The 21917-nt window shown below is 45.4% G+C and carries 19 protein-coding genes and 2 pseudogenes; 7 read left to right on the top strand and 14 right to left on the bottom strand.

Going from position 1 to position 21917, the window contains the following annotated elements; all coding sequences use genetic code 11:
- Positions 1–6: 6 nt before the first annotated feature.
- The 5 genes from QWZ07_RS05660 to QWZ07_RS05640 all read right to left on the bottom strand — a co-directional run bounded on the left by QWZ07_RS05660 (position 7) and on the right by QWZ07_RS05640 (position 4588).
- Positions 7–795: an outer membrane lipoprotein-sorting protein gene (locus QWZ07_RS05660; RefSeq protein ID WP_192852363.1), complete on the bottom strand. Its 789-nt coding sequence runs from the start codon at positions 793–795 to the stop codon at positions 7–9.
- Complete coding sequence (locus tag QWZ07_RS05655) at positions 788–2086, bottom strand: ABC transporter permease (protein WP_102383728.1); 1299 nt, start codon at positions 2084–2086, stop codon at positions 788–790. The genes QWZ07_RS05660 and QWZ07_RS05655 overlap by 8 nt, the downstream gene beginning before the upstream one ends.
- Complete coding sequence (locus QWZ07_RS05650) at positions 2074–2772, bottom strand: ABC transporter ATP-binding protein (RefSeq protein ID WP_192852362.1); 699 nt, start codon at positions 2770–2772, stop codon at positions 2074–2076. The genes QWZ07_RS05655 and QWZ07_RS05650 overlap by 13 nt, the downstream gene beginning before the upstream one ends.
- Before the next feature lie 46 nt (positions 2773–2818).
- Entirely contained in the window at positions 2819–3499 is a 681-nt protein-coding gene (locus tag QWZ07_RS05645; RefSeq protein WP_102312199.1) for a hypothetical protein, read from the bottom strand.
- Positions 3500–3694: 195 nt separating this feature from the next.
- Complete coding sequence (locus QWZ07_RS05640; RefSeq protein ID WP_102312198.1) at positions 3695–4588, bottom strand: LysR family transcriptional regulator; 894 nt, start codon at positions 4586–4588, stop codon at positions 3695–3697.
- Positions 4589–4691: 103 nt separating this feature from the next.
- On the opposite strand from QWZ07_RS05640, the gene QWZ07_RS05635 reads away from it, so the two are divergent.
- Complete coding sequence (locus tag QWZ07_RS05635; protein WP_065111712.1) at positions 4692–5603, top strand: DMT family transporter; 912 nt, start codon at positions 4692–4694, stop codon at positions 5601–5603.
- 45 nt (positions 5604–5648) lie between these two features.
- The gene (locus QWZ07_RS05630; protein WP_004732643.1) at positions 5649–6005 is read left to right on the top strand and encodes a nuclear transport factor 2 family protein; all 357 of its coding nucleotides are present in this window, start codon (positions 5649–5651) and stop codon (positions 6003–6005) included.
- Positions 6006–6265: 260 nt separating this feature from the next.
- Here the strand turns inward: QWZ07_RS05630 and sodC are convergent, their stop codons facing one another.
- From sodC to QWZ07_RS05605, 5 genes and pseudogenes are all read right to left on the bottom strand, one after another.
- On the bottom strand, positions 6266–6778 hold the full coding sequence (sodC, locus tag QWZ07_RS05625; RefSeq protein WP_065111711.1) for a superoxide dismutase family protein: 513 nt from the start codon (positions 6776–6778) through the stop codon (positions 6266–6268).
- Positions 6779–6812: 34 nt separating this feature from the next.
- Positions 6813–7280: an ankyrin repeat domain-containing protein gene (locus QWZ07_RS05620; RefSeq protein ID WP_065111710.1), complete on the bottom strand. Its 468-nt coding sequence runs from the start codon at positions 7278–7280 to the stop codon at positions 6813–6815.
- Between the two features lie 113 nt (positions 7281–7393).
- A pseudogene (gene katE1 / locus QWZ07_RS05615) lies at positions 7394–8918 on the bottom strand (catalase KatE1).
- 294 nt (positions 8919–9212) lie between these two features.
- Positions 9213–10088: an NAD(P)-dependent oxidoreductase gene (locus QWZ07_RS05610; RefSeq protein WP_192852361.1), complete on the bottom strand. Its 876-nt coding sequence runs from the start codon at positions 10086–10088 to the stop codon at positions 9213–9215.
- Positions 10089–10100: 12 nt separating this feature from the next.
- Complete coding sequence (locus QWZ07_RS05605) at positions 10101–11003, bottom strand: LysR family transcriptional regulator (RefSeq protein WP_192852360.1); 903 nt, start codon at positions 11001–11003, stop codon at positions 10101–10103.
- A gap of 85 nt (positions 11004–11088) precedes the next feature.
- On the opposite strand from QWZ07_RS05605, the gene QWZ07_RS05600 reads away from it, so the two are divergent.
- Positions 11089–11340: a DUF2798 domain-containing protein gene (locus QWZ07_RS05600; protein WP_017090357.1), complete on the top strand. Its 252-nt coding sequence runs from the start codon at positions 11089–11091 to the stop codon at positions 11338–11340.
- 179 nt (positions 11341–11519) lie between these two features.
- Here the strand turns inward: QWZ07_RS05600 and QWZ07_RS05595 are convergent, their stop codons facing one another.
- From QWZ07_RS05595 to phhA, 4 genes are all read right to left on the bottom strand, one after another.
- The gene (locus tag QWZ07_RS05595; RefSeq protein WP_004732617.1) at positions 11520–12236 is read right to left on the bottom strand and encodes a YebC/PmpR family DNA-binding transcriptional regulator; all 717 of its coding nucleotides are present in this window, start codon (positions 12234–12236) and stop codon (positions 11520–11522) included.
- A 96-nt stretch (positions 12237–12332) separates the two neighbouring features.
- Positions 12333–12542, bottom strand: coding sequence for a DUF3283 family protein (locus QWZ07_RS05590; RefSeq protein ID WP_004732615.1), 210 nt, complete (start codon positions 12540–12542; stop codon positions 12333–12335).
- 286 nt (positions 12543–12828) lie between these two features.
- Positions 12829–13167, bottom strand: a complete 339-nt coding sequence (locus QWZ07_RS05585) for a 4a-hydroxytetrahydrobiopterin dehydratase (RefSeq protein WP_050653115.1) — start codon at positions 13165–13167, stop codon at positions 12829–12831.
- Positions 13157–13951: a phenylalanine 4-monooxygenase gene (phhA, locus tag QWZ07_RS05580; RefSeq protein WP_017111285.1), complete on the bottom strand. Its 795-nt coding sequence runs from the start codon at positions 13949–13951 to the stop codon at positions 13157–13159. Before phhA ends, QWZ07_RS05585 begins: the two co-directional genes overlap by 11 nt.
- Before the next feature lie 199 nt (positions 13952–14150).
- Between phhA and QWZ07_RS05575 the strand changes: the two genes are divergently transcribed.
- The 4 genes and pseudogenes from QWZ07_RS05575 to QWZ07_RS05560 all read left to right on the top strand — a co-directional run bounded on the left by QWZ07_RS05575 (position 14151) and on the right by QWZ07_RS05560 (position 21883).
- Positions 14151–16166 carry an acetoacetate--CoA ligase gene (locus tag QWZ07_RS05575; RefSeq protein ID WP_192852359.1) on the top strand — a complete coding sequence of 672 codons (2016 nt, stop codon included), beginning with the start codon at positions 14151–14153 and terminating at the stop codon, positions 16164–16166.
- A 302-nt stretch (positions 16167–16468) separates the two neighbouring features.
- On the top strand, positions 16469–19975 hold the full coding sequence (locus QWZ07_RS05570; protein WP_192852358.1) for a T6SS effector BTH_I2691 family protein: 3507 nt from the start codon (positions 16469–16471) through the stop codon (positions 19973–19975).
- 3 nt (positions 19976–19978) lie between these two features.
- Positions 19979–20926 carry an immunity protein TsiV2 protein gene (locus QWZ07_RS05565; protein ID WP_076667458.1) on the top strand — a complete coding sequence of 316 codons (948 nt, stop codon included), beginning with the start codon at positions 19979–19981 and terminating at the stop codon, positions 20924–20926.
- Between the two features lie 3 nt (positions 20927–20929).
- Positions 20930–21883 (top strand): annotated as a pseudogene (locus tag QWZ07_RS05560) (immunity protein TsiV2 protein).
- The last annotated feature ends 34 nt before the right edge of the window (positions 21884–21917 follow it).

Raw genomic sequence — 21917 nt, 5'->3', positions numbered from 1 at the left:
GCTCACCTACAGCCCAGACACGCTGTTACGCGATAAGTAAGCAGGGTTGTAATACTTATCTGCCAAGCTTTGTTTAATCACTTCGCGATACTCAATTACGGTTTTTTTACTTGGCTGAATCTTATCAAGTAAGGTCATCGACACCACTGTTGGTAATCCATCACGCACACCTTCAGTAAACCACGCTTGCTTAGCTAACTTTCCTGAACGCAGATACAAATCCGCTTTAACTGGAAATGCACGGTCTGTCGTTAACCACAGATCAATCGATTGATAACTGGCACCCTTGGTTTTCGCCGCGAGCTTTAAGTGATGGGTATCGAGTGTCTCGCCAGTCGGCCTCTCAACCTGTTGCTCGGCAACCCACTCTCCTTGGTAATCTTCACTCCAAGTGAGCGTTGAAATATCCCCTACCGAAGCTTCACCCAATAGCTTTTGCATTGGGGTAATACGAATGGGACGGCGAGATTTTGGCATCAGCAACCAGTAGTTATCTTCAATCATCAGCATCTTTTGACCTGCCTCGACAGCTGATTTAAAGACCACTAATGACTCTCGGTTTGGTCTTGTATAGACGTTGTACTCACGGGTTTTATCCAGTTGCTCGTCTTGGTATAACGCCACTAAAGAGACCACCTTAGAGGCTTGTGCACTGTTCAAACGGTAGCTATCGGCCTTAGCGATCATCTCTGTGACTTGTTGTGAATCGACTGCCCAGCTTGATACCGATGTTAAAGCTGATGCTAAAACCAACACAGAACCTAACATATTGAATGAACGAGTTAATCTAGACATAAACCAGTGCCTCCGTGATTGGCTTATTCACGCCTTTACGAGCAGAGAAATAAGCAGCCAGCAAACATATTGTCAGCACACCTAAAGTGGCGTAACCAACCAATTCTAATGAGAAGTAAATGTTGAGTGGGTAACCTTCGGTTCGACCCGGAGGTGGTGGCATTTGTATATCAACCACCAGCAATAACACCGACACTAAGCCACTCACTAAAGCGCCAATCGCACTGCCAATCACAGCCAGCAATCCCGCCTCTTTTAAGAAGCCTGCCACGATTTCAGAAGGGTAACTGCCGAGTGCTGACAATGTGCCGATTTCACGAGTGCGTTCGGTCACCGACATGGTCATGGTGTTAAACAGCGACACGAACACCACCAATGCCATCACAGCACCCATGATGCCGAAGATCCGGTCGTAAAGATCTTTAACCTTGGTGTAGAAAAACGCGCGATCTTGCCATGGGGTTATCTCGATCTCTGTGCCTTGATCGTTTTGGCTAGCGCTATTTCGATCCAAAGCAGCTTGAATGCGTTGTTGAACGGTCGATGTCTTGCTGGTTTCAAATAAGAACACCGACAATGTGCTGACTTTGTCTGAAGCCAAAAGCTCTTGCGCGGTAGTGATGTGTACATACAGTTGACGCTTATCCAGCTCAGGAACCCCTGTCGAGTAAATGCCCTGCACCTTAAAATCAAAGGCATTCAAAGCGCCATCACTGGTAGTCGCGAGCAATGTCACCCAATCACCAACCGCAACTTTGAGGTTACGAGCAAGGTCGGTTCCCAGCATGACTTGTGGCTCTTGGCTGTCGTATCTTGGGGATTTCACGTCCGACAGGGTTTGCCCGCTGCGCACATCTAAGAAAGGACCTTTCATGTCGAACTCACGCTCATTGACGCCCGTTCCCATAAAAATGGTCGACTTACTGCCATTAGAAACCAAGCCACTAAAATAGACTCGCGGCTGCACACCACGCACATCACTATCGCCAATAATGCTCTTGGTTAGCGCTTGAACGCTGTCCAGACCATTGCTCAGCGGCATGTCTTCATCTTGTTCAAAGTATCCCAGCGTGCTCAAGGTGAGATGACCAGTATCACGCGCAGTCGATTCTCTCAGTGACTCGTAGGTGTAAAGCCCATAACCACCGGCACTGGTGAGTGCAAATACCGCAATCGCGATGATCAACACCGAAAGTAGGCTGCGTCGACCATTTCTTAATAAGTTAAGCCACGCCAAACGCACCGAGGTTGGAAGTAAAAACGTGCTCATTCTTTGTGTTAACTTGCCCATGAGATCGCCTCCGTGGTTGCAACTTGTGGCGCCAGTTGACCGTCGATAAGTTCAATCACTCGATCACAACGCTGCGCCATTCTTGGGTCGTGCGTTGCGACGATAAAAGTCGTGCCCATTTCGTGGCCAAGCTCTTTCATAATGTCGATCACAAGGTTGGCAGTGTGGCTGTCTAGGCTCGCGGTCGGCTCATCGGCAATCACCAAGCTTGGGTTGTGGATTAACGCTCTGGCTATCGCGACACGTTGCTGTTGCCCGCCAGAAAGGTTGTCTGGGCGGTGATGAACGTAGTCTCCTAGCCCAACGCGCTCCAGCATCTGTTGTGCTCTGCTCTGCTGTTCTTGTTTCGAACATTGGCTCAACATCAATGGATAAGCGACGTTCTCGAGCGCCGTCATCACAGGAACGAGATTGAAGCGTTGAAACACAAAACCCAACGACTGACGACGAAAACGTGCAGCAGCGATTTGCTCGGTTGGATACGGTTGGCCATCAATATTGATCTGCCCTCGATAGTCCATATCCAACAAACCAAGAATGTTCAACAGTGTGCTTTTCCCTGACCCAGACGGCCCACACAAGGCCACCATTTCACCGCGCTGGATGTGCCCGTCGACCCCGTTTAGTGCATCAACACGTTGACCGCCCGTGACATATGCTTTGCCGATATCTTTAAATTCAATCATTTCATTGTCCTCTGATTACTCGCCTACTATTTAGCTTTCATGCCCTTTATTTCGCTTTCGCAATGAGCGCCTTAGCCGTCATAGTTTCGATGTTGCCAGCATCGGTGTTTTCCATTTTTTCAAGCCACACCTGTGCTTGCTCGAAGTCTTCAGCACGAATCGATGCGGTAATTGCGTAGCGATAAATCCACGAAGTTGCAGAGAAGTGCTGTTGTTGAAATTCATCTTCCGCGAGTAACGAGAGGAACAGGTCATAACCACGATCAAAATGGTTAAACATGTCTGGTAGAGAGGTGTAAGTCACCGCAGCCATGGCGCGAGTCAGGTAAGAATCTGGTAATCCTTGAACGCGAGGTTGCTCATGAATTGGTTGGTCTTCGTCTTTAAGCAACACCAGTGATTTATCAATGGTCGATAAACCCTTTTCCACATACTTCATCTTGTTCCATGGTAAGAACGCATCACGCCCCATTAAGGTTTCTGTGCTTCCTAAATAAACTAAAGTCAGTGGCGTAGCGCCGTCTTGTTGCAGCGTATCGTTAAGGCGTTCGTAAGCCACCTCAACCAGATCTTCATTGCCTTGCGCGGCTTGATTATAGATATCAAGAACGTCTGAACTTGGGTTAGCCAAAGCTAACGTAGGAGCGAATGAAACAAGAGCAATCAGCAATGAACGCTTAAGCAGAGAAGTGGTAGAGCCTGAATTAAATGAGTGTGAAGTAGTCATGATTTCTAATCCCTTTCAAATGTTGACGTTGAAAGGTTAACTAGAATTTGTCGTGCCGTTTTATCAATGCGACGAATGGTAATAATGAGGAGTGAATGGTTTAGAGAGGGTGTGAGTGGCGGGAACAAAAAGCACAAGTAGTGAAAACATAAAAGGCTAAGTACGCCTAAAGCCTCTTATCAACTTCGTAAACTTTCAACAGCAATTGAGCGAAGCTGCAAGGAAATCGATAAACAATCTTAGTTTGAGTGGCATTGGATCTCGCTCAGGAAACAATGCATAGACATTTTTCTCTGGCATCAGATAGTTAGATAGCAAGGGCAGCAATTGCCCCGACTGAATGGGTGCATTGGCGATAAAATCAGGAAGCCTAGCGATTCCAAGCCCTGCCATGGTCGCACACAGTAATGCTTCGCTGTTGTTGACTCGGTAATTGCCTTTCACTACAACGCTGGTCACCTGATCTTGGTGACCAAAAAACCACTCGGCACTCTCAGATGTATGACGATAGAGCAAAGCGTTGTGTGCACTCAGTTCGCAGATCTCGGTTGGGATCGACAAACCATTCTCATCAAAATACGTAGGCGAGGCGCAGATAACGCTACGGACGCTGGTTAACCGCTTCGCCACCAAACTCGAGTCATTTAAATCCCCAGCTCGAATCGCGACGTCATATCCTCCTTCGACAATATCGACGTAACCATCGTCCATCGTCATGTCGATGTGAATATGAGGATAACGTTTGAGAAATTGTGGGATGAGAGGGGCCAATATCAGACGACCAAAAGACATTGGTGCACTAACCCGCAATGTGCCAATTGCCTGATTTTGCTGACTGGTTGCTGCATCTTCAGCTTTTTGCAGCCAATAATTAGCTTTGGTGAGGTGATCATAAAACTGCTCACCAGATTCAGTAAGCGATACTTGGCGCGTAGTACGATGCAGCAAACGCACTCCAAGGCTCGACTCCAGTTGGATCACCCGTTTGTTGACTGCCGAACGTGACACGCCCAGTTCACGCGCTGCACCCGCAAAGCTCGATTGTTTTACGACCGCAAGGAAATAAGGAATAGCGTCTAAGTGCTGCATGATTGTCGCCAATTTGGATACAGTGTGGAGAGTGTAGAGCCTATTCTCTAATCAATCTAGGTCTTTTATGCTGATTTCATCGACTTCAATAATAGAGTAAGACATGAAATCACTGATAAAACCGATAACGGCAAGAAGGCACATAAATGGTATCGGTCGGCAATTCCAGTCTCCGCTATACGTGGTCAGCATTGGCAGTCTTGTCGCCGTAAACTTTGCGTTAGCCAAATATGCTGTGACCATTGGCATTCCACCGGTTGATGTCGCGATAATACCGATGGCAGGTGCCGCTTTATTGTTGATGACGTTATTGGTTATGCGAGGTCAGCTCAACCGAACGGCATTGGTGCATTACCGTTATTATCTTTGGGCTGGTTTACTGGGCGTCGCAATCCCTAATCTGGCGTCAACTTATGCCCTACAATCTCTTAATACCAGTACATTCAGTGTACTCGTCACTTTGTCGCCCATTTTTACCTTGTTATTCACCTTACCTTTTCAAGGGTCCTCGTTAACCTGGCGAAAAGTACTTGGAATCATGGTTGGGGTCGTTGCCGCACTCTCTGTGACTTTGTCACCACAAATGAACACTTCATCCCCTTGGTCAGCACTAGCCATTGCGCTACTCGTACCCATATTTTTGGCCGCTGGCAATGTCTATCGCAGTCGCGCGTTCCCCTCTCTTGCCAATCCAATTGTTCTGGCCGCTGGCATGCTGACACTACAGAGCATGGTATGGCTTCCGTTTACTCATGCGATCGATGGTGAGGTCATTGCAAACGGAACTGGCGTACTTGCGCTGATGGCATGCTTATCGGCACTCAGCTATTTACTGACGTTTCGTTTTCAACGGATCACGGACGGGTTGGGCTTTAGCCAAGTGGGAAATGTGGTGACCGTCGTCGGCGTTTCCATTGGGATCACGTGGTATGGCGAGCCATTAACGCTGCAATTGATCGCCGCCGTAATACTGTTGTTGATAAGCCTGTACTTATTTAATCACGCTAAATCTTAATCTCGTTCAGATCCAAATTAGTTTAAATTCAAAGGAGCAATTGCTATGTCACCATTAATCGAACAGACAAAACATCTATATCAAATCGTCGACCAAAAGGATGTCCACGCCCTAATGGCACTACTGCATGATGACGTGTCGTTTCATTTTTCGAACGCCGCACCAGTAGTAGGAAAGCCAGCTGTCGAAGCGGTCAACGCAGCGTTCTTTGGATCAATTGAATCAATGACGCATACGTTTTCTGGGATCTACGTAAACGATGATACGGTTGCGTGTGAGGGACAGGTGGATTACGTGCGCCTAAATGGCAGCGCGCATGCCGCTAAGTTCGCGACTTTCTTATCTTTCAAGCAGGGGTTGATACATCAATATAAAATCTTTGCGGATGTCTCTGAATTGTAATGCCGACAAACCTTAAGTAACCATGTTTGCCCAATTGAAAACCTCAGAGCTAGCAATCTGCTTCTATTTCTATGCAGCAGTGCCTAGTCAACGTTGCTGGCCTTTTCAGTCAGTGGAAGTAAATGCCTTAACGCTCTGCTTTAGCCAAACAAAAGCCTAAGTGATTAATGAGAGTTCTGCGTTAGAGATAAGTGTCATCCCTAAATACAAAAAGCGCCCCAAATAGGTTGGAGCGCTTTTTGTAACTCTTAAAGAAGAGATTACTTAATCACGCCACATACAATGCGCGCACCACCGCCGCCAAGTTTAGCCGGATGGTCAGAATGGTTGTCACCGCCAGCGTGAATCATCAACGCTCTGCCTTTCACGTCATCTAATGTCACTCTTGGTGCCATTACTGGCAGATCAGCTACACCATGAGCATTGACGTAAAGCGGTGGTAAATCACCAAGGTGATTATCATCCGTCCAAGGGAAACCATGCTTACCCGTTTTCTCTGGGTCATAATGTCCGCCTGCAGCCCCACCGAGTATGATTTTGCCATCTTTGGTGAGGCTTTCGCATGAACCATTGCCGTGTACATGGAAGCCATGTGTACCAGCAGGTAAACCTTTCAATACCGGCGTAAAAACAGCTCCGTATTCACTTGAGCTTATCATTACAGTTCCGGTTGACTGACCCGAGCCAAGATCAATCATTTCAACATTCACTACTTCAGCAAAAACAGGAGAAGAGATAAGGGCAAGTGCAGCAAGCCATGTTGTTTTGTTCATATTATTACGTCCTTTTTATTGTTATTAGCACACTTCATTTAGTGGGAAGGGATTTCAGCACATTGGATTGACCATAGATTTCGGCAAATTCTTTCAAATTAAGTCCTGCTTTATTACGCAATTCTGGGGAACACTCCGCTTGGTACAAGTCTTTCGCAGTACTGATTTCGCGTTTAATCAATGCCCCCATCAAAGCGGTGTTTCCACGTTTGTCTTGAAGGCATGCATTAGCACCCGAATCGAGTAAAAGCCTCACGGTTTCTCTGTTTCCTTGATAAGCGGCGACCATGAGTGCGGTATAACTTTGGTTATTGCGTTGATCAACGGGGAAACCTTGAGAAACAAATGCATCGATCACTTCATTGTTACCAATACGAGCGGCATCAAAGAACAACCCAACCAGAGATTGGTATTCCTCTTCCAGTTTGTCGTCAGCAGCCAATAAGCTGAGCGAGAAGATCAAAGAGAAAAAAACGGAGCTGAGTAAAAATACGATTTTCATTTATTCCCCCTAACTAACATGATTAGAGAATGGCCTACAGGAGCCCTGATTTTCGGGCAGAAAAGAGCAGATAAATCTCCCGCAGGCCAAAACTTTACGTCTTACATTGTCGCTTAATTGTTCGTTTGCGAGAGTTTTTCCACTCGTGACATACTGGTGCCAGTGGCTTTAGCCAAACGCGTTCCATACTGTTTGTCTGCACGATAGAAGTAGCTCACCATAGTCGTTTTGATGCCTTTGTCCGTCACCTTATTCAAGTCACCAGCGAGGTTAGCAATCAAATCACTTTTGTCTTGTTCATTCATGCTGCGGTACTGCACACCCGCTTGATAGAAATTTCGTGGATTGCTGATCGCTTTTTGTTGCACCGTACCAACAAGCTTGGTTTCTACAGCTTTGAATTGAACATCTTCTGCCAACTCTAGTTTCCGGCTTGGTTCATTCATAGTTCACAGCGCCACTAGTTAACGTTGCATTGTTGCTCAACCCATTTTGGTTATGGCTACTCACTGGCGCTAATGGTCGGTTAACGGGTAGCTGAAATAAGTTTGCTCCCAAGCGATAAAGCTGTGTATCGGCGTAAGCAAACAAACGACCTTGCAGCAAACGGTCTTCCGATGGCTCGATACCAGGAATTAGATTCGAAGGCGAAAATGCCGACTGTTCCGTGTCTAGAAAGAAGTTTTCAGGTAGACGATTCAACGTCATAGTGCCGACTTTTTGATCCGGTACATTCAGCCACACTTTGGTTGCATCCAATCCGTTGTAATCAAGCTTGCTCAACGCCTCCGGAGACAATACCTTCACATAAAGGTCCCACTTAGGGTAATTACGTCGACCAATTTCAGCATAAAGGTCATTAGTAAGATGGTTAAAATCTTTACCTTGCATCTCAGTGACTTGATCAGGGCGAAGGCTTTTAATACCTTGCTGGCTCTTCCATTGGAACTTCACATAGTTCACGTCACCTTGCTTATTGATCCATTTATAAGCATGAACCCCAAAGCCATCCATAGTGCGATAGCTCGCAGGCGTACCTAAGTTGCTGTACACCCAAGTCAGCATGTTGGTCGCACCCGGCTCACTGCTAAAGAAGTCGAAGAATCGGTTTGGATCCTGAACGTTGGTGACTGGAGACGGTTTTAGAGAGTGCACCATATCCGGAAACTTAATCGAATCACGAATAAAGAACACAGGCAGATTATTCCCTACCAGATCCCAGCTACCCTGTTCAGTATAAAATTTGGTGGCAAAACCACGTGGGTCGCGAAGTGTTTCTGGCGATCCTTTAGAGTGAATAACGGTCGAAAAACGAACGAAAACAGGAGTCACCTTACCTTTATTGGTAAAAGGGTCGGAAACCGTTAAATCACTAAAATTACCAGAAGCGACAAATTCACCATGTGCGCCCGTACCACGAGCATGAACAACACGCTCAGGAATACGTTCTCTGGCAAAACGCTGCAATTTTTGGATCAGATGGACGTCTTGCAGCAATACACTGCCATTCTCACCTGCTGTTATGGAATTTTGGTTATCACCTACTGGTGCGCCGTTGTCTCTGGTCAGGGTTTGAGCCTGTAGAGATGTGCTGGCTAAGCCAACTGTAATTAATAAAAAGCTTTTTGACATCTGCATGGTTGCTCTCCAATGCGTGCTAACCATTAAACCAACCGAGTGGTAAATGGATATTCAAAAGCTCTTTTCTGCCCACCAAGAATATAACTTCAATGTTTACATTTGTTTAATGGGAAATAACGATAGATTCAATAGGTGAAAACGATGGAACAATTAAGTGTGATTGGGATGAGGAAAATAGCAGCCCAATTGTGATTTTCAAAAGCAGAACTTTGCTTACCTTTCCGTGCAGACAAAAAAATAGCCGCTAATCAGCGGCTATTTTTAATTATCTAAACGAAGCTTCTATTACTTCTACTTCTTCGTCTCTTCAACCACGGCTTTCATCAATACCGAGGTATCCATGCGGCCTTGTCCTTCAGCAGACAGTGCCTTGTAGGCGTTGTTGGTTTTTTCGGTCAGTGGAAGTTGGATGCCTTGACGTTCTGCTTCATCTAGACAGAAGCCTAAGTCTTTGATCATCCAATCAATGGCGAAGCCGAAGTCGAACTTGTCTTGCGCCATTGTGGTCGCGCGGTTTTCCATCTGCCATGAACCAGCAGCGCCGTTTTTAAGGCAATCAACCAGAGTTGGGATATCCAAACCTGATTTTTCAGCAAGTACCAAGCCTTCAGATAAGCCGTTCAATACACCTGCAATGCAGATCTGATTAACCATTTTTGCGCGTTGGCCTTGGCCGACTTTACCCATCAGAACCGACGACTTACCGTAAGCTTCGAATACAGGTTGAAGGTCGTTGAAAAGCGCTTGTTCGCCGCCACACATGATAGTTAACACGCCGTTTTCTGCGCCCGCTTGACCACCTGACACTGGTGCATCCATAAAGCGAATACCGGCTTGCTTCGCAGCCACTTCAAGCTCTTCAGACAGAACTGCCGACGTTGTGGTGTGATCGACAAGAATTGCGCTTGGCTTCATCGCTGCCAATGCGCCTGTTTCGCTGGTTGTCATGCTGCGTACATCGTCATCGTTGCCCACACAAACCAATACCACGTCAGCTTCTGCGACACACTCAGCCACAGATTCTGCCGCTTTACCTTGGTGTTTATCAGCCCAGTCTAGCGCTTTGCTGTGAGTGCGGTTAAATACCGTTACTTCAAAACCGGCTTTGACTAGGTGGCCTGCCATTGGGAAGCCCATAACGCCTAGCCCGATAAAACTTACTTTCATTTCTTTCTCCTTTTATTTGACCAAGTCATCGCTATGAAAAGATCGAACACTCTCAATCAATGCATCAATAAGCAGGGTCAAAGCCTTTGGCTGATATTTTCTTTCTTTGTACACTAAATACGCTTGGCGATCACCCCGATGGTACTCAGGGAGCACTTGAATCAGATTCATCTCAGGGGATACATGACGAAAAGGCAATGAAGCAAGCCCCAAGCCTTTTTGCGCCGCGGCCGCCACCGCATGAATATCGTTGACGATGAACTTGGGTTTAATCGTGATCATCTGCTCTAAGCGGTCGGATTTGTAGAGCGGCATATCAAATACATCATCGACATTAATCCAATCTTGCAGCTCCAGATCGTCCGGCTTTTCTATTGTTTCACGCGAATCCAAATATTCTTGGCTCGCGAAAAATCCGTGTTTGGCCTTGAAAAGCGGACGAGCAATCATGCCTTCCATGTCTGAGATTTTAAACGTGATCAGTAAGTCACGATCGGTCTGCGGAATAAGCTGTTGCTGGCTCAGGGTTAGGTCGAGCTGAACGTTCGGATATTTAGTGAGGAATTGCTCTACTGTCGACCCTAGAAAGCCACTATAGAAGTTATGAGGCACTGCGAGCTTAATCTTACCTTGGATAGCATCACGCTCTTCCAACAAGCTATTAAAGCCTTGATGGATAGACTCCATGCCACTGCTCAGTGCAGCAAAGGCCTCCTCACCGTCTTTAGTGGCCACCAGCTCACGACCTTTCTTTTCTAGAAGTCGGATATTGAGGCGCTCTTCCAATGCAGTTAACCGACGCGACATAGTCGACACAGGCAGTTGCAGCCGTTTCGAGGCCGATAGCAAAGAGCCCTCTTCAACCACTGCACAGAATAAGAACAGATCATCAATGTTTCCAAATATGGAATTCATACTTCTATATGTGCCTATTTTTCTCATTAATGGATAGGAGTAACCTTATCTCATCAACAACAGAAAATCACGGGAGAAACATAATATGAACAACAAACAATTTTGGGTAACCGCGATTTTATCCTCCCTGACCATGGCGACTATCATGTCTGGGTTAATTTCTGGCTACAAAATGGGATTCAGCCACGAATGGCCGCCAATCTGGCTACAAAGTTTCTTTCTTGCTTGGCCGTGTGCCATCGTGCTCAACCTAACCGTGCTCCCTTTGATCAGAAAACTATCAGCATGGATTTGTCGTCCGAGAACGCTTTGTGTACCTGAGATAACGGAACGATGATCAAGGGCTTATGTTCAAGGAGCTATGATCTAGAAGCTGCCATCAAGGTGCTGCGATCAAAAAGTCATGCTCACGGATACATGTCTGAATTACGCCCATAAAAAAACCGAGCACTAGGCTCGGTTTTTTGTATTCTACATTTTACTCACAAGAGCAAAGCTATCAATTATAGATTGATATTACAGCTCAGCGTTGTGGTAAACCTGCTGAACGTCATCACAGTCGTCAAGCATGTCTAAGAACTTCTGGAACTTCTCAGAATCTTCTTCAGCTACTGGCGTAGTCGTTTGAGGAACGAAAGTGATTTCCTCAACGTCTAGCGTTAGCTCTGGGAACGCAGTGTGTAGTGCTGTCTTCGTTTTGAAGAACTCAGTTGTTGGAGCGAATACAGTGATAACACCGTCTTCTAGCTCAACGTCAGTCACGTCTACGTCTTCCATCATTAGCGTTTCTAGGATGATCTCGTCATCTTCGCCTGCAAACTGGAATACAGCTTGGTGAGCGAACATGTGAGAAACAGTACCTTCAACACCGATTTTCGCGCCAGTTTTAACGAAACATTGGCGAACGTCTTGGAAAGTACGGTTACCGTTGTCAGTTAGACAGTCAACGATTACGCTTGTGCCACCAGGGCCAAAACCTTCGTAACGAGCTGGTTGGAAGTCTTCACCGCCGCCGCCGTTCGCTTTATCGATCGCTTTGTCGATAACGTGAGCTGGTACTTGGTCTTTCTTCGCTTTAGCAATCAGGTGCTTAAGAGGTAAGTTCATGTCTGGGTCAGAGCTGCCGTTCTTAGCCAGTACGTAAATTTCTTTACCGTATTTAGAATAAACTTTAATTTTTGCGCCTGCAGTTTTCGCCATTGAGGCCTTGCGCACTTCAAAACTTCTTCCCATCGGGATCTTCTCTCTGATTCAATTAACGGTGCAAATTCTAGCAAATTACTGTGTCATTTCAATTCAACAGCTTTGCTGGGTAAGGTTTATCTGCGTTTATGCGACACCCATTACCCGTTTGTATTTTTCAACAGACTGATCAAACCAAGCCTTTTCTTCTGGATCACCTAGCTTCATTGCTTCTTCAACAATGGCTTCAGGGCCACATTTCGCTTGCTTCAGTTTCCATACAAGAAACGATGCTTGCTTATCCAGTTCGATTTTATTTTTCTCGCTGGGTGGAAGGAGTGAAAGGTTGATAGACATTATTAGCCTTCGTCTGTAATACGCTTGGCCGAGAAATATATCATAGAGCAGCCTCATAAAACCAATACTATGAGCAATAGTGGGGGGTTGTCGGACGAGAAAGCAGCAAGTCGCTGATGCAGGTCAAGCTAGTTTGGGAGAAGTTACGCCCAATGATACGAAAGTATCGCTTATTCAACTCATACCATGAGCCGCTTAAGCAGATATTCGACTCACCTTATGAGCCGAATAATTAGATAATCGCATCACAGAGGTTGGAAAAATACCTCATCTAGACCCAAAAAGGCTATTCACTCACCGCAAACACATCACAGCGTGAGGCGCAGATGAAGTCGTTTTTGTGTAGGCCTTTGATTGAATGACTCCACCAGGTGACGGTGACTTTGCCCCACTCCAATAAAATCGAAGGGTGGTGGAACTCTTCTTCTGCCAACTCTGACACTTTGTTGCTGAATGCCCACGCTTGTTTGTAGTTCTTAAACTTAAACACCTTCTCAAGCTGTGGGATGCCGTCTCTTTCGATGACCTGCCAGTCTGACAACTCCAACAATAAAGATTGTTGCTCGTCTTTACTTAGGGCAATCGCGTCGATACTGCAGGCTTCGCATTTTTGTTCATTCAACATGTGTTGGTTCCTTGGGTTCAAAAAGTGGTGGTAGTAATCCCTCGTCTATCGCGAGATCAGCTTGCTGTATTAGGTTTTCCTGACTGATTTTGAAGAGCTCAGACAGCTCATCAATCACATAATATTTCGGTTGTATGATGTCGATGCGATAAGGGGTTCTCAAAACCGTTTGCAGATCGAACCGCTCACGAACGGCCAAATCCCCTCCCAACGCATACATGGTTTCCGCCGGAGACGAAAGAATGCCGCCGCCATAGATTTTCAGCCTATCGCCTTCTTTTACTAAACCGAACTCGACCGTAAACCAATACAAACGGGCCAGATACGCGCGTTGTTTAGGTGTGGCTGCTTGGCCTAGTTTTCCGTAATGCTCAGTGAATGTCGCAAAATCGGCATTGGTGAGCATGGCACAATGGCCGAAAATTTCATGAAAGAAGTCAGGTTCTTGTAGGTAATCGAACTCATCTCGCGTTCTCAGAAATGTCGCCACTGGGAATTTCTTATTGGCGAGCAAATCAAAGAAACGGTCGAAATCGATCAACGCAGGCACAGGCTGTACCTGCCAACCTGTTGTTTCCATTAGCACTTTGTTTATCTCTGGAAGCTGGGGAACTCTGTCTAATGGCAGATCCAGCAGGGTTAAACCGTGCAAATAGGCATCGCATGCGCGGTCGTTAATGACGTCCAGTTGCCTTTTCACTAAGTCGTGCCAAATGGCGTCTTCTTCGAGGCTCCACTCAACCCATCCCTCTTGGCTCACGGGCTTAGAATGATATTGAGTCATTACACACCTCCTTTCGAATGTCTCCCTTTAAGCCTATCTCCACTCCTTATATCCGCCAATTTGCGCGATTTTTCGAAACAAGCGATCGTGTAACATTTTATTTACACAGTTCCGTCGCACCCTTATTTTGCTGATCTTTTGACTTTGTAAAACCTAAATACCAGACTGAAAACGTTAACTTTTTGTTAAAGGTAAAGGAATGCACGAAAACAATAAGCCAGTTTGGCAGCCCAGCGAACAGCGCATCGCAGACGCCAACTTAACCCAATTCATTGATAGCCTTAATCAGCAGGCCGTACTCGGGCGGGAATTACAAAACTATGCGGATCTCCATCAATGGTCTGTGGAACATCCAGAGTCGTTTTGGCAGAACGTATGGCAGTTTTGTGAAATGGTCGGCTCGCAAGGGGATGACACCAAAACTCAACGTGAGAGTCGCTGGCAGAAGCCGAAATCAAATCGCGATGCGGTTTGGTTCCCGAATGCTCAAGTTAACTACGCCGAAAACTTGCTGCATTCAGCAAAAACGTTGCCAAACGAGCTTGCGATTTGGTTTGAGAATGAGCGTGGCGAACAGCAAAGCTACACATGGCAAACCTTGTGTGAAGAAGTATCTAGCGTTCAGCAATGGCTCGTGGAGTGTGGCGTACAACAAGGCGATGTGGTCGCCGCTTATACCCCTTATCTGCCACAAACCGTGATCGCAATGCTAGCGACCACCAGCTTAGGCGCGATTTGGACATCGACTTCGCCTGATTTTGGCGTCGAGAGTGTGATTGAGCGCTTTGGCCAAGTGAAACCCAAGGTGCTATTCACCTGCGATGGCTACACCTTCAATGGAAAAACGTTCGATATGACGGACAAAAACCGTCAAATCATCGAGCACTTAAACGAATTAAAACAGGTGTGTGAGATCGGTTATTTGAAACCGACTCGTGATTTAGAGAAGAACGATTTAAAGAAAAACAAAGTTGAACATGATGTGTCGATCCAAAGCTGGCAAAACATCATTAATCACTATCAGCCAAAACCTCTTGAGTTTATTCGTGTCGGCTTCAATGAACCGTTGTTCGTGCTCTATTCCTCCGGTACCACCGGAAAACCAAAGTGTATTGTTCACTCGGTTGGTGGCACTACCATCAACCACCTAAAAGAGCATCAGCTTCATTGCGATATTAAACCGAGAGATCGCGTGTTCTACTACACCACTTGTGGTTGGATGATGTGGAACTGGCACGTATCTTCGCTCGCGAGCGGTGCTTGTTTGGTGATCTTTGATGGCAGCCCAGTTTATCCGCAACCTAACGTTCTGTGGGATTTAGCGCAGCGAGCTGATGTATCGACATTTGGCACTTCAGCCAAGTATCTAGAAGCGATTGAGAAGGCAGAGCTCTCGCCTATCGACAGTCACAACCTTCCTAAATTAAGAACACTGTGCTCGACGGGTTCTGTACTCTACCCAGAGCAGTTCGATTACGTCTACAAACACATCAAGCAAGACCTGCATTTAGCGTCCATTTCTGGCGGCACGGATATTTGTGGCTGCTTTGTTTTAGGCAACCCTATCTCGCCAGTGTATCGCGGAGAGTGCCAACAGGCAGGGCTCGGGGTCGACATCAAGGTGTTAAATTCGTCTGGTCACAAGGTCAATCATGAACGTGGCGAACTGGTGTGTACAAACTCCCTACCCAACTTCCCTGTTGGCTTCTGGAATGACACCGGAGAGCGCTACCACAGCACTTATTGGGACAAGTTCGATAATGTGTGGCATCACGGTGATGAAGTCGCACAGAGCGAACATGGCGGCTACCTGTTCTACGGGCGAGGCGACACCACACTCAACCCCGGTGGTGTGCGAATTGGTACTGCCGAGATCTACCAGCAAGTGAACACCATTGAAGGCATTGTGGATTCCATCGCCGTAGGTAAAGATGTCGACCGCAACGAGCAGATTTGGCTGTTTGTCCAACTGCAGCAAGATGTGAGTCTAGACGAAACGTTACTCACAGCCATCAGAAGTAAACTCAAATCCTCTTGTTCACCAAGACACGTGCCAAGCCAGATATTTTCGATCAGCGACGTGCCAAAAACACGCTCTGGCAAACTGGTGGAGTTGGCGGTAAAACAGGTGATTAATGGCAAGAGTGTAGAAAACCTTGGTGCCATTGCTAATGCCGAGGTTTTAGAAGAGATAAAGCGCGTTGTTTCGCTTTAATAGTTAGAACAGAACTATGAGATAAAGGGCCAGTCAAAGGTGCAAGTTCAAAAGCATTCAGCCCTTTGCTGTTCTTTCTAATATTTGCGTTTACTGCAAGTTACCCATCACCATGACAGAAAGTCAGTAGCAATTTTCTATTCCCCACTAAACCCAAAAGTTAGAAAATCAGTACAAGTTATTGGATAATCGTACAATTTTTCGTTTATGAAACAACCGTAACAGCGCTTTATAAGGGCTAGACGTTGGTCTAAAACTTGCTTTAAAGCAGGTAATATTAACCTTATCGATTTCGTGAGCTTATGAGCAACCCTCTTCCTCCCAAAACATCCATGCTGTGGAATGACCATCCTTACACGCTCGAAGAAGCCGTTGCTGCGTATGAAAGCGATGGTTCCTTATCTTCATTGACTGAAACTTCAACAGCGCCCTCAAATGATCTTGCAGGCTCACCACCTGAGCGCAGCATGTTTTGGGAAGGAGAAACCAAGAAAATAGACCCGCCCTCAAAACCTGAGCCAAGAACGATTGATATGACGCAGAGGAATGAGCCCGAAGAAGGTGGACCGGCACATTTCATTCCCGTCCGCTACGCCATCGACCAGCTCGATAGTGAAGACGCTTCACCGTTTGGTTTACCGACTAAATGGCAAGGCAAAGGGCCAGCAAAGCTCAACACTATTGGCTATACACTTCGTCAGGTACGCGATGGTTGGCTTTATATTTATGATTCGGTGAGGAAGGCCCTTGATGAATATGAAGTGAAAGGGACACAATTCACGCTTCATAAACTCGGGGCAGCAGAAAGCCCAGAATCCGAGACGAGGGGAGTGCCAGAGTCCCCAAGTACATTCCTTACTTATACCGACGGAAGCCTTCTATCCCTCTGTTTTTCTGAGCACCGATGGACATGGAAAATGTTTCTTGCTGTGCTAAACAATCCCAGCAGTCATATTGACCGCATGCAAACCGTGGTATTAACAGCGAACTCGCAACAACATCATATTGCGCCTATCGCTCAGCTCTCTGAAGTGGCAGACATCGAAACCTCTGCTATTGATGATGGCCGCTTTGCGGATTCTGGCATCGCCACCAAAGCAGATGAAGATGGTTCTATCTTTAAACCTGTCGCAACCGAGAGTGATTTAACCTCTGCGATTCCAGAAAAAGAGTCGGGCTACTTCGTCGCGATAAAAGATTACGCCGCAGACATTCAAGATATGTCGCTGCATTTTGTTGGTGCCGCCAGCCCTTACCGCCTTTTCACTGATCAATTTTCAAACCAGTGGAGCTTGATGCAGACCGCCATGCAACTGTGTATGTTCGGGGCAAGTGACGAGATAGACATGCCAGCTAACGTTAAGCGTAACGGCGAAGAGCTGTCGTTTTATACCGACATGGCTGAGTATTATGATTCCTCTAACCAACTTGATTTGGCAGAGCAGAACAAAAGCTCGGTTCAGTCCGGCTATCCTGCCAAGTTTTCTGCTGGAGCGATTGAATCGCACCAACATACCCAAAGTGACATAACTAAAGCGATACAGGACAAATATCGAATTTCTGCGAGCCGATTTGGTAAATACGAGCAATGGATAGCGACTGAGCGTTGGCGTAAGCAGCTCAACTGGAAGCAAATGCTGAGCGAAATGCAGGAGCTGTCAGAACAAAAAGAAACCATGCTTGCCGAAGTTGTTTCAGTAAAAACCGACTTTATCGCTGTAATGGAGTCTTTGACACCGCATCATCTCGAAAGAACCTTCGACCTATATAGTGAAGACACACAATACAGCTTGTATCAACTGCACAAGCAAGCGGTTGAGTCATTTACTTTGGTAATACAAGAAGAAGACCGCCAATGGGCAGAAAGCCAATGGGAGAAACCAACCAGTTTACTTGCTCTCTATGCCTCTGGATTTAGCCGAAGCTTATTTAAAGTAATAGAGAAGAATATTACTGAGGCGCGGAATGAACAGTCGATCGCTTCAGAAAATCCTGCCCCTGATAATCAGTTGATGGACCAGATCTCTGCTACGAGCAACCGTGTGAGCATGTACTCTAAGATCATGGATTTTATTTCCAACCCAAACACTGCGGAAACGGACTTTCTCAAAGATATCGCCAAAGGCTTCCAAGAGCTGGATATTATCTTTAAATCAGCAATAGGTGCGCTTGCAAAAGGAATTTTAGAGTTTGGCGTTAGTATGACTTCACAAGCATCGATTATGCTGATGCCTGTTTTTGCTAAACCTCTGAACCGCCATAGCTATTATTTGTTTGCTGTTATAGCAGAGCATATGGCACACAATATGCCCGTAACAATAAAAGAAGGTTACGCTCTCGATTTTAAAAAATGGAAAACACGCGTAAATGATTATCTGATTAAGCTCGAAAAAAATGATGCAATCATTGCTGACTTCCAGAAAAATAACCGCAAAGCCGACTCTAAATACAAAACAGCTTTAGAGAATAAAAAGACTATTAAGAAAGCACTCGCTGTGGCTACATTGGAGTACCCGCAGTATATTGAGTTACCTGATGATCTCCCTCAAAGATCCGTCGAGCTTAGAACTCGGATCGTGATGAATAAGCTCGATGATTTGAATAAACTGTTCGAGAATGCCGGTGGTCTAGGCTTTATGGCATTAGTATTTAACTGCATCGCGCTTGGTGATGCCATGAGCAGTATTCAAGACACAGGGTTAATGTCCTCAGATGAATTTTTGGATATCCAGCAAAAGCTTTTTTATACAGTAAACGCTTGGACGGGAATTCGCACTGGTAAACTTTGGGACAACGTAAGAGTAGATAAAACGCTACGAGCACGTTCTTTATCTGCCCTAAAAGAAATGGCGAAACGTGATACCACAATACCTATTTCTTCTTTGGGTGATCTTAAGTTTTTCAACAAATGGCTTGCGGTAACAGGAATAATAGGTGCTTTAGCTTCAGGGATAGAAGCTTACCGGTCGTTACAACAACTTGATAGTTTGAATGGCACTGCAAAAATTGCGGGATACTTCAACTTTTCTTCTTTAGTTGGACTTACAGCAGTAGGGGCCTTTCAAGCTGTAGGGGGAGTAACTGGAATATGGTCAGCAAACGTTCTTTTCGGTGGGCCAATCATGTTTGTCATTATGGGGCTAACTGCAATTTACCTTTTGAGCAACTATGTAATGAGCAAGTTCAAACAAGACGATTTTCAAAAATGGTTAGATAAATTACCGTGGGGATATCATTCCGCCAGAGCACAATGGAGTCAGTCTCCAGATCTGTTAGAACGAGAAAAACACAACTCTTCATTAGTACAAAAGGCACTATTTGATTTACAAACCATCATAGATAAACCATCAATCTACCAAGTGCCAATGATGCGGGTTGTTCCCAATTCATCAACGCAATACCCATCAGCAATGCAGGAGCTGTTTGGTGTTGAATTGCGTATCCAAGTTCCTACCAAAATAGCAAGAGATGGAATTAAACTTCGGACAAATACTTCGGTAACTAAGGGAGAATTGATATCAGGAACTTGGTACACCGGAGTAGATCTAGAAACCTTTAATAGCCCGATGAACTCCGCAAACTCTCAAAGCGTGTATAAATTGAGTTTACCTATGAAAGACTCAGCTGACTATCTAGCATTTGAGATAGAATACATCCTCGATGATAAAAACGAATTAAGCCGTAAGTACTGGTTCCAAAATAATGCAAAACAGCGTGCAACTTATACGGCGATTTCAGACAATACTAAACAAGCAACGATCAGAAGTTCATTAACTTCAGATGCTAGTGAACTTAGCTTACAGGAGTAACCCTTGGCTTATTTACCTTTTTACATCACGCCAGACGAGTTTTCGGCTTATCAAGAAGAACAAGAGCAACAAATTCTAAAAGGGAAAAAGCTCACAACCTGGCACAAGCACGATATTGAAGAGCCTTTTCGATACTTATACTTATCAATTGCTATAGCCGCAGTCAGCCCATTACTTTTCCTTACCTACTTTCTCCACGATAGTAGTCAGATGCTCTTGACCTACATATTATCAGGCTTAACGATAATCATGTCCGGTGTTTCTTATCTTACATTTGGTTTAGACAATCGTTATGACTACACCATATCCGAGCAAGGCATGGTCTTGAGAAAGAGACGAGATCTCCCTACTTGGGTGAACTCAGCAGCGCAAGTGATGGGTTGGTTTGGAGCGGTAGTCTGCGTATTTATGGTAATCGCTGTAGGACCAATGGCTCTAGTCGGTGCTGGTGGATTTATTTTAGTTTCATTTCGCATGCTGAAGCGCCAACCTGAAGAAGAAACTGAAGTACGAGTGGGGCGTCGCAAAGATTCATTGTTTGCTCAATACAACAAACAGCGAAAACTCATTGTGATTTATCACAAATTTGACGACTGCTATTTCTTTGACATTGAGCATACAGAAGTCAGTCGAAACCAAACTCGTGGTCGTAGTTATATATTTTGCAAAACTGAATCAGAAGTGGATTACTTGTTGAAGTTGTTAGTTAACAAGTGGAACATCGAATGCTCTGAAGAAAACAATATTAAACAGCTTTTCAATACAGACCTAATGTACGAAAAACTTCAAGATATTCCAGTAAGAGGAACTAAATATCTACTAAGCGAAGTTGATAGCCTGAGAAATCAGAATGCCACATTACCCGAACTAAAATACTTGCGTGGTGACTTATGGCTAAGCGAAGCGGAAATCGACCAACGCAAAGCAGAACTGAATACAACCAAGAAGTAACCCTTGGCATATTCACCATTTTATATCACCCCAGAAGAATTGGCGGTTTATCAAGAAGCGCAAGAGCAAGAGATTCTTACAGGGAACAATTTAACAACATGGCACAAATAGGATGTAGAAGAGCCGTTTCGCTACTACTACAAACTATTTTCGCTTCCATTTGTGATCGCGCCATTCCTATTAACTTTTTTGATACATACAAGTGACACGGTTGGTGCGACCATTTTTTCTTTTATTTTGTCGGTGATGGTGTCTGGAGCTTTCTACCTTACGATCGGCCTCGATTGTCGGTATGACTACATTTTTTCTGACAAGGGCTTTGTGATGAAAAAGTGTCGTAATATGCCTAAGTGGGTAAATACCGCCACGCAAGCTGTTGGCTGGATAGGCTCCGTGGTGTGTGTTCTGATGGTGGCGGTGGTTGGCCCAATGGCATTAGCGGGAGCTGGCGCCCTTATTTTACTCTCATTTGGGATGTTAAAACGTCAGCCTGATGAACCAACAGATGTGAGAGTTGGAGAGCGTGAAGACTGGTTGTTTGCTTACTTTAACAAAAAGCGCAAAGTGATTCGCTTCTACCACAAATACGACGATTGCTCTAAATGGGATCTAGTCGAACATACCATTTTCAGAACTCAAACTCGTGGTTATAGCTACTTATTTTTTAAAACAGTCGAAGAACTAGACGAGGTGCTAGAGGCTCTCTCAAATAGATATGATATCGAATGTGTTGAGTTTCCAAACCACAAAGAGTTTTTTGAAGGAAGGCCTGAGTCTCGAATTCAAGATATCCCTTCCCGGAGTCTTGAATTTCCAGTAGCCGATACCTTTGACCTTAGAGCACAAAACACCCCACTTCCTGAATGGCGACGTATTTACAAAGGTAAGTGGCAAACCGAGTCTGAGATTGAACAGTCTAAGGCAGAAGGTACAAATAACCTGAGTGGCAATATTTGATATCACCTTTGTCACTCGCGCTAGTTGTTAAAGT

The organism is Vibrio lentus, from assembly GCF_030409755.1.
In the GTDB taxonomy this organism is placed as follows: Bacteria; Pseudomonadota; Gammaproteobacteria; order Enterobacterales; family Vibrionaceae; genus Vibrio; species Vibrio lentus.
This window is presented reverse-complemented; position numbering and strand designations above follow the sequence as displayed.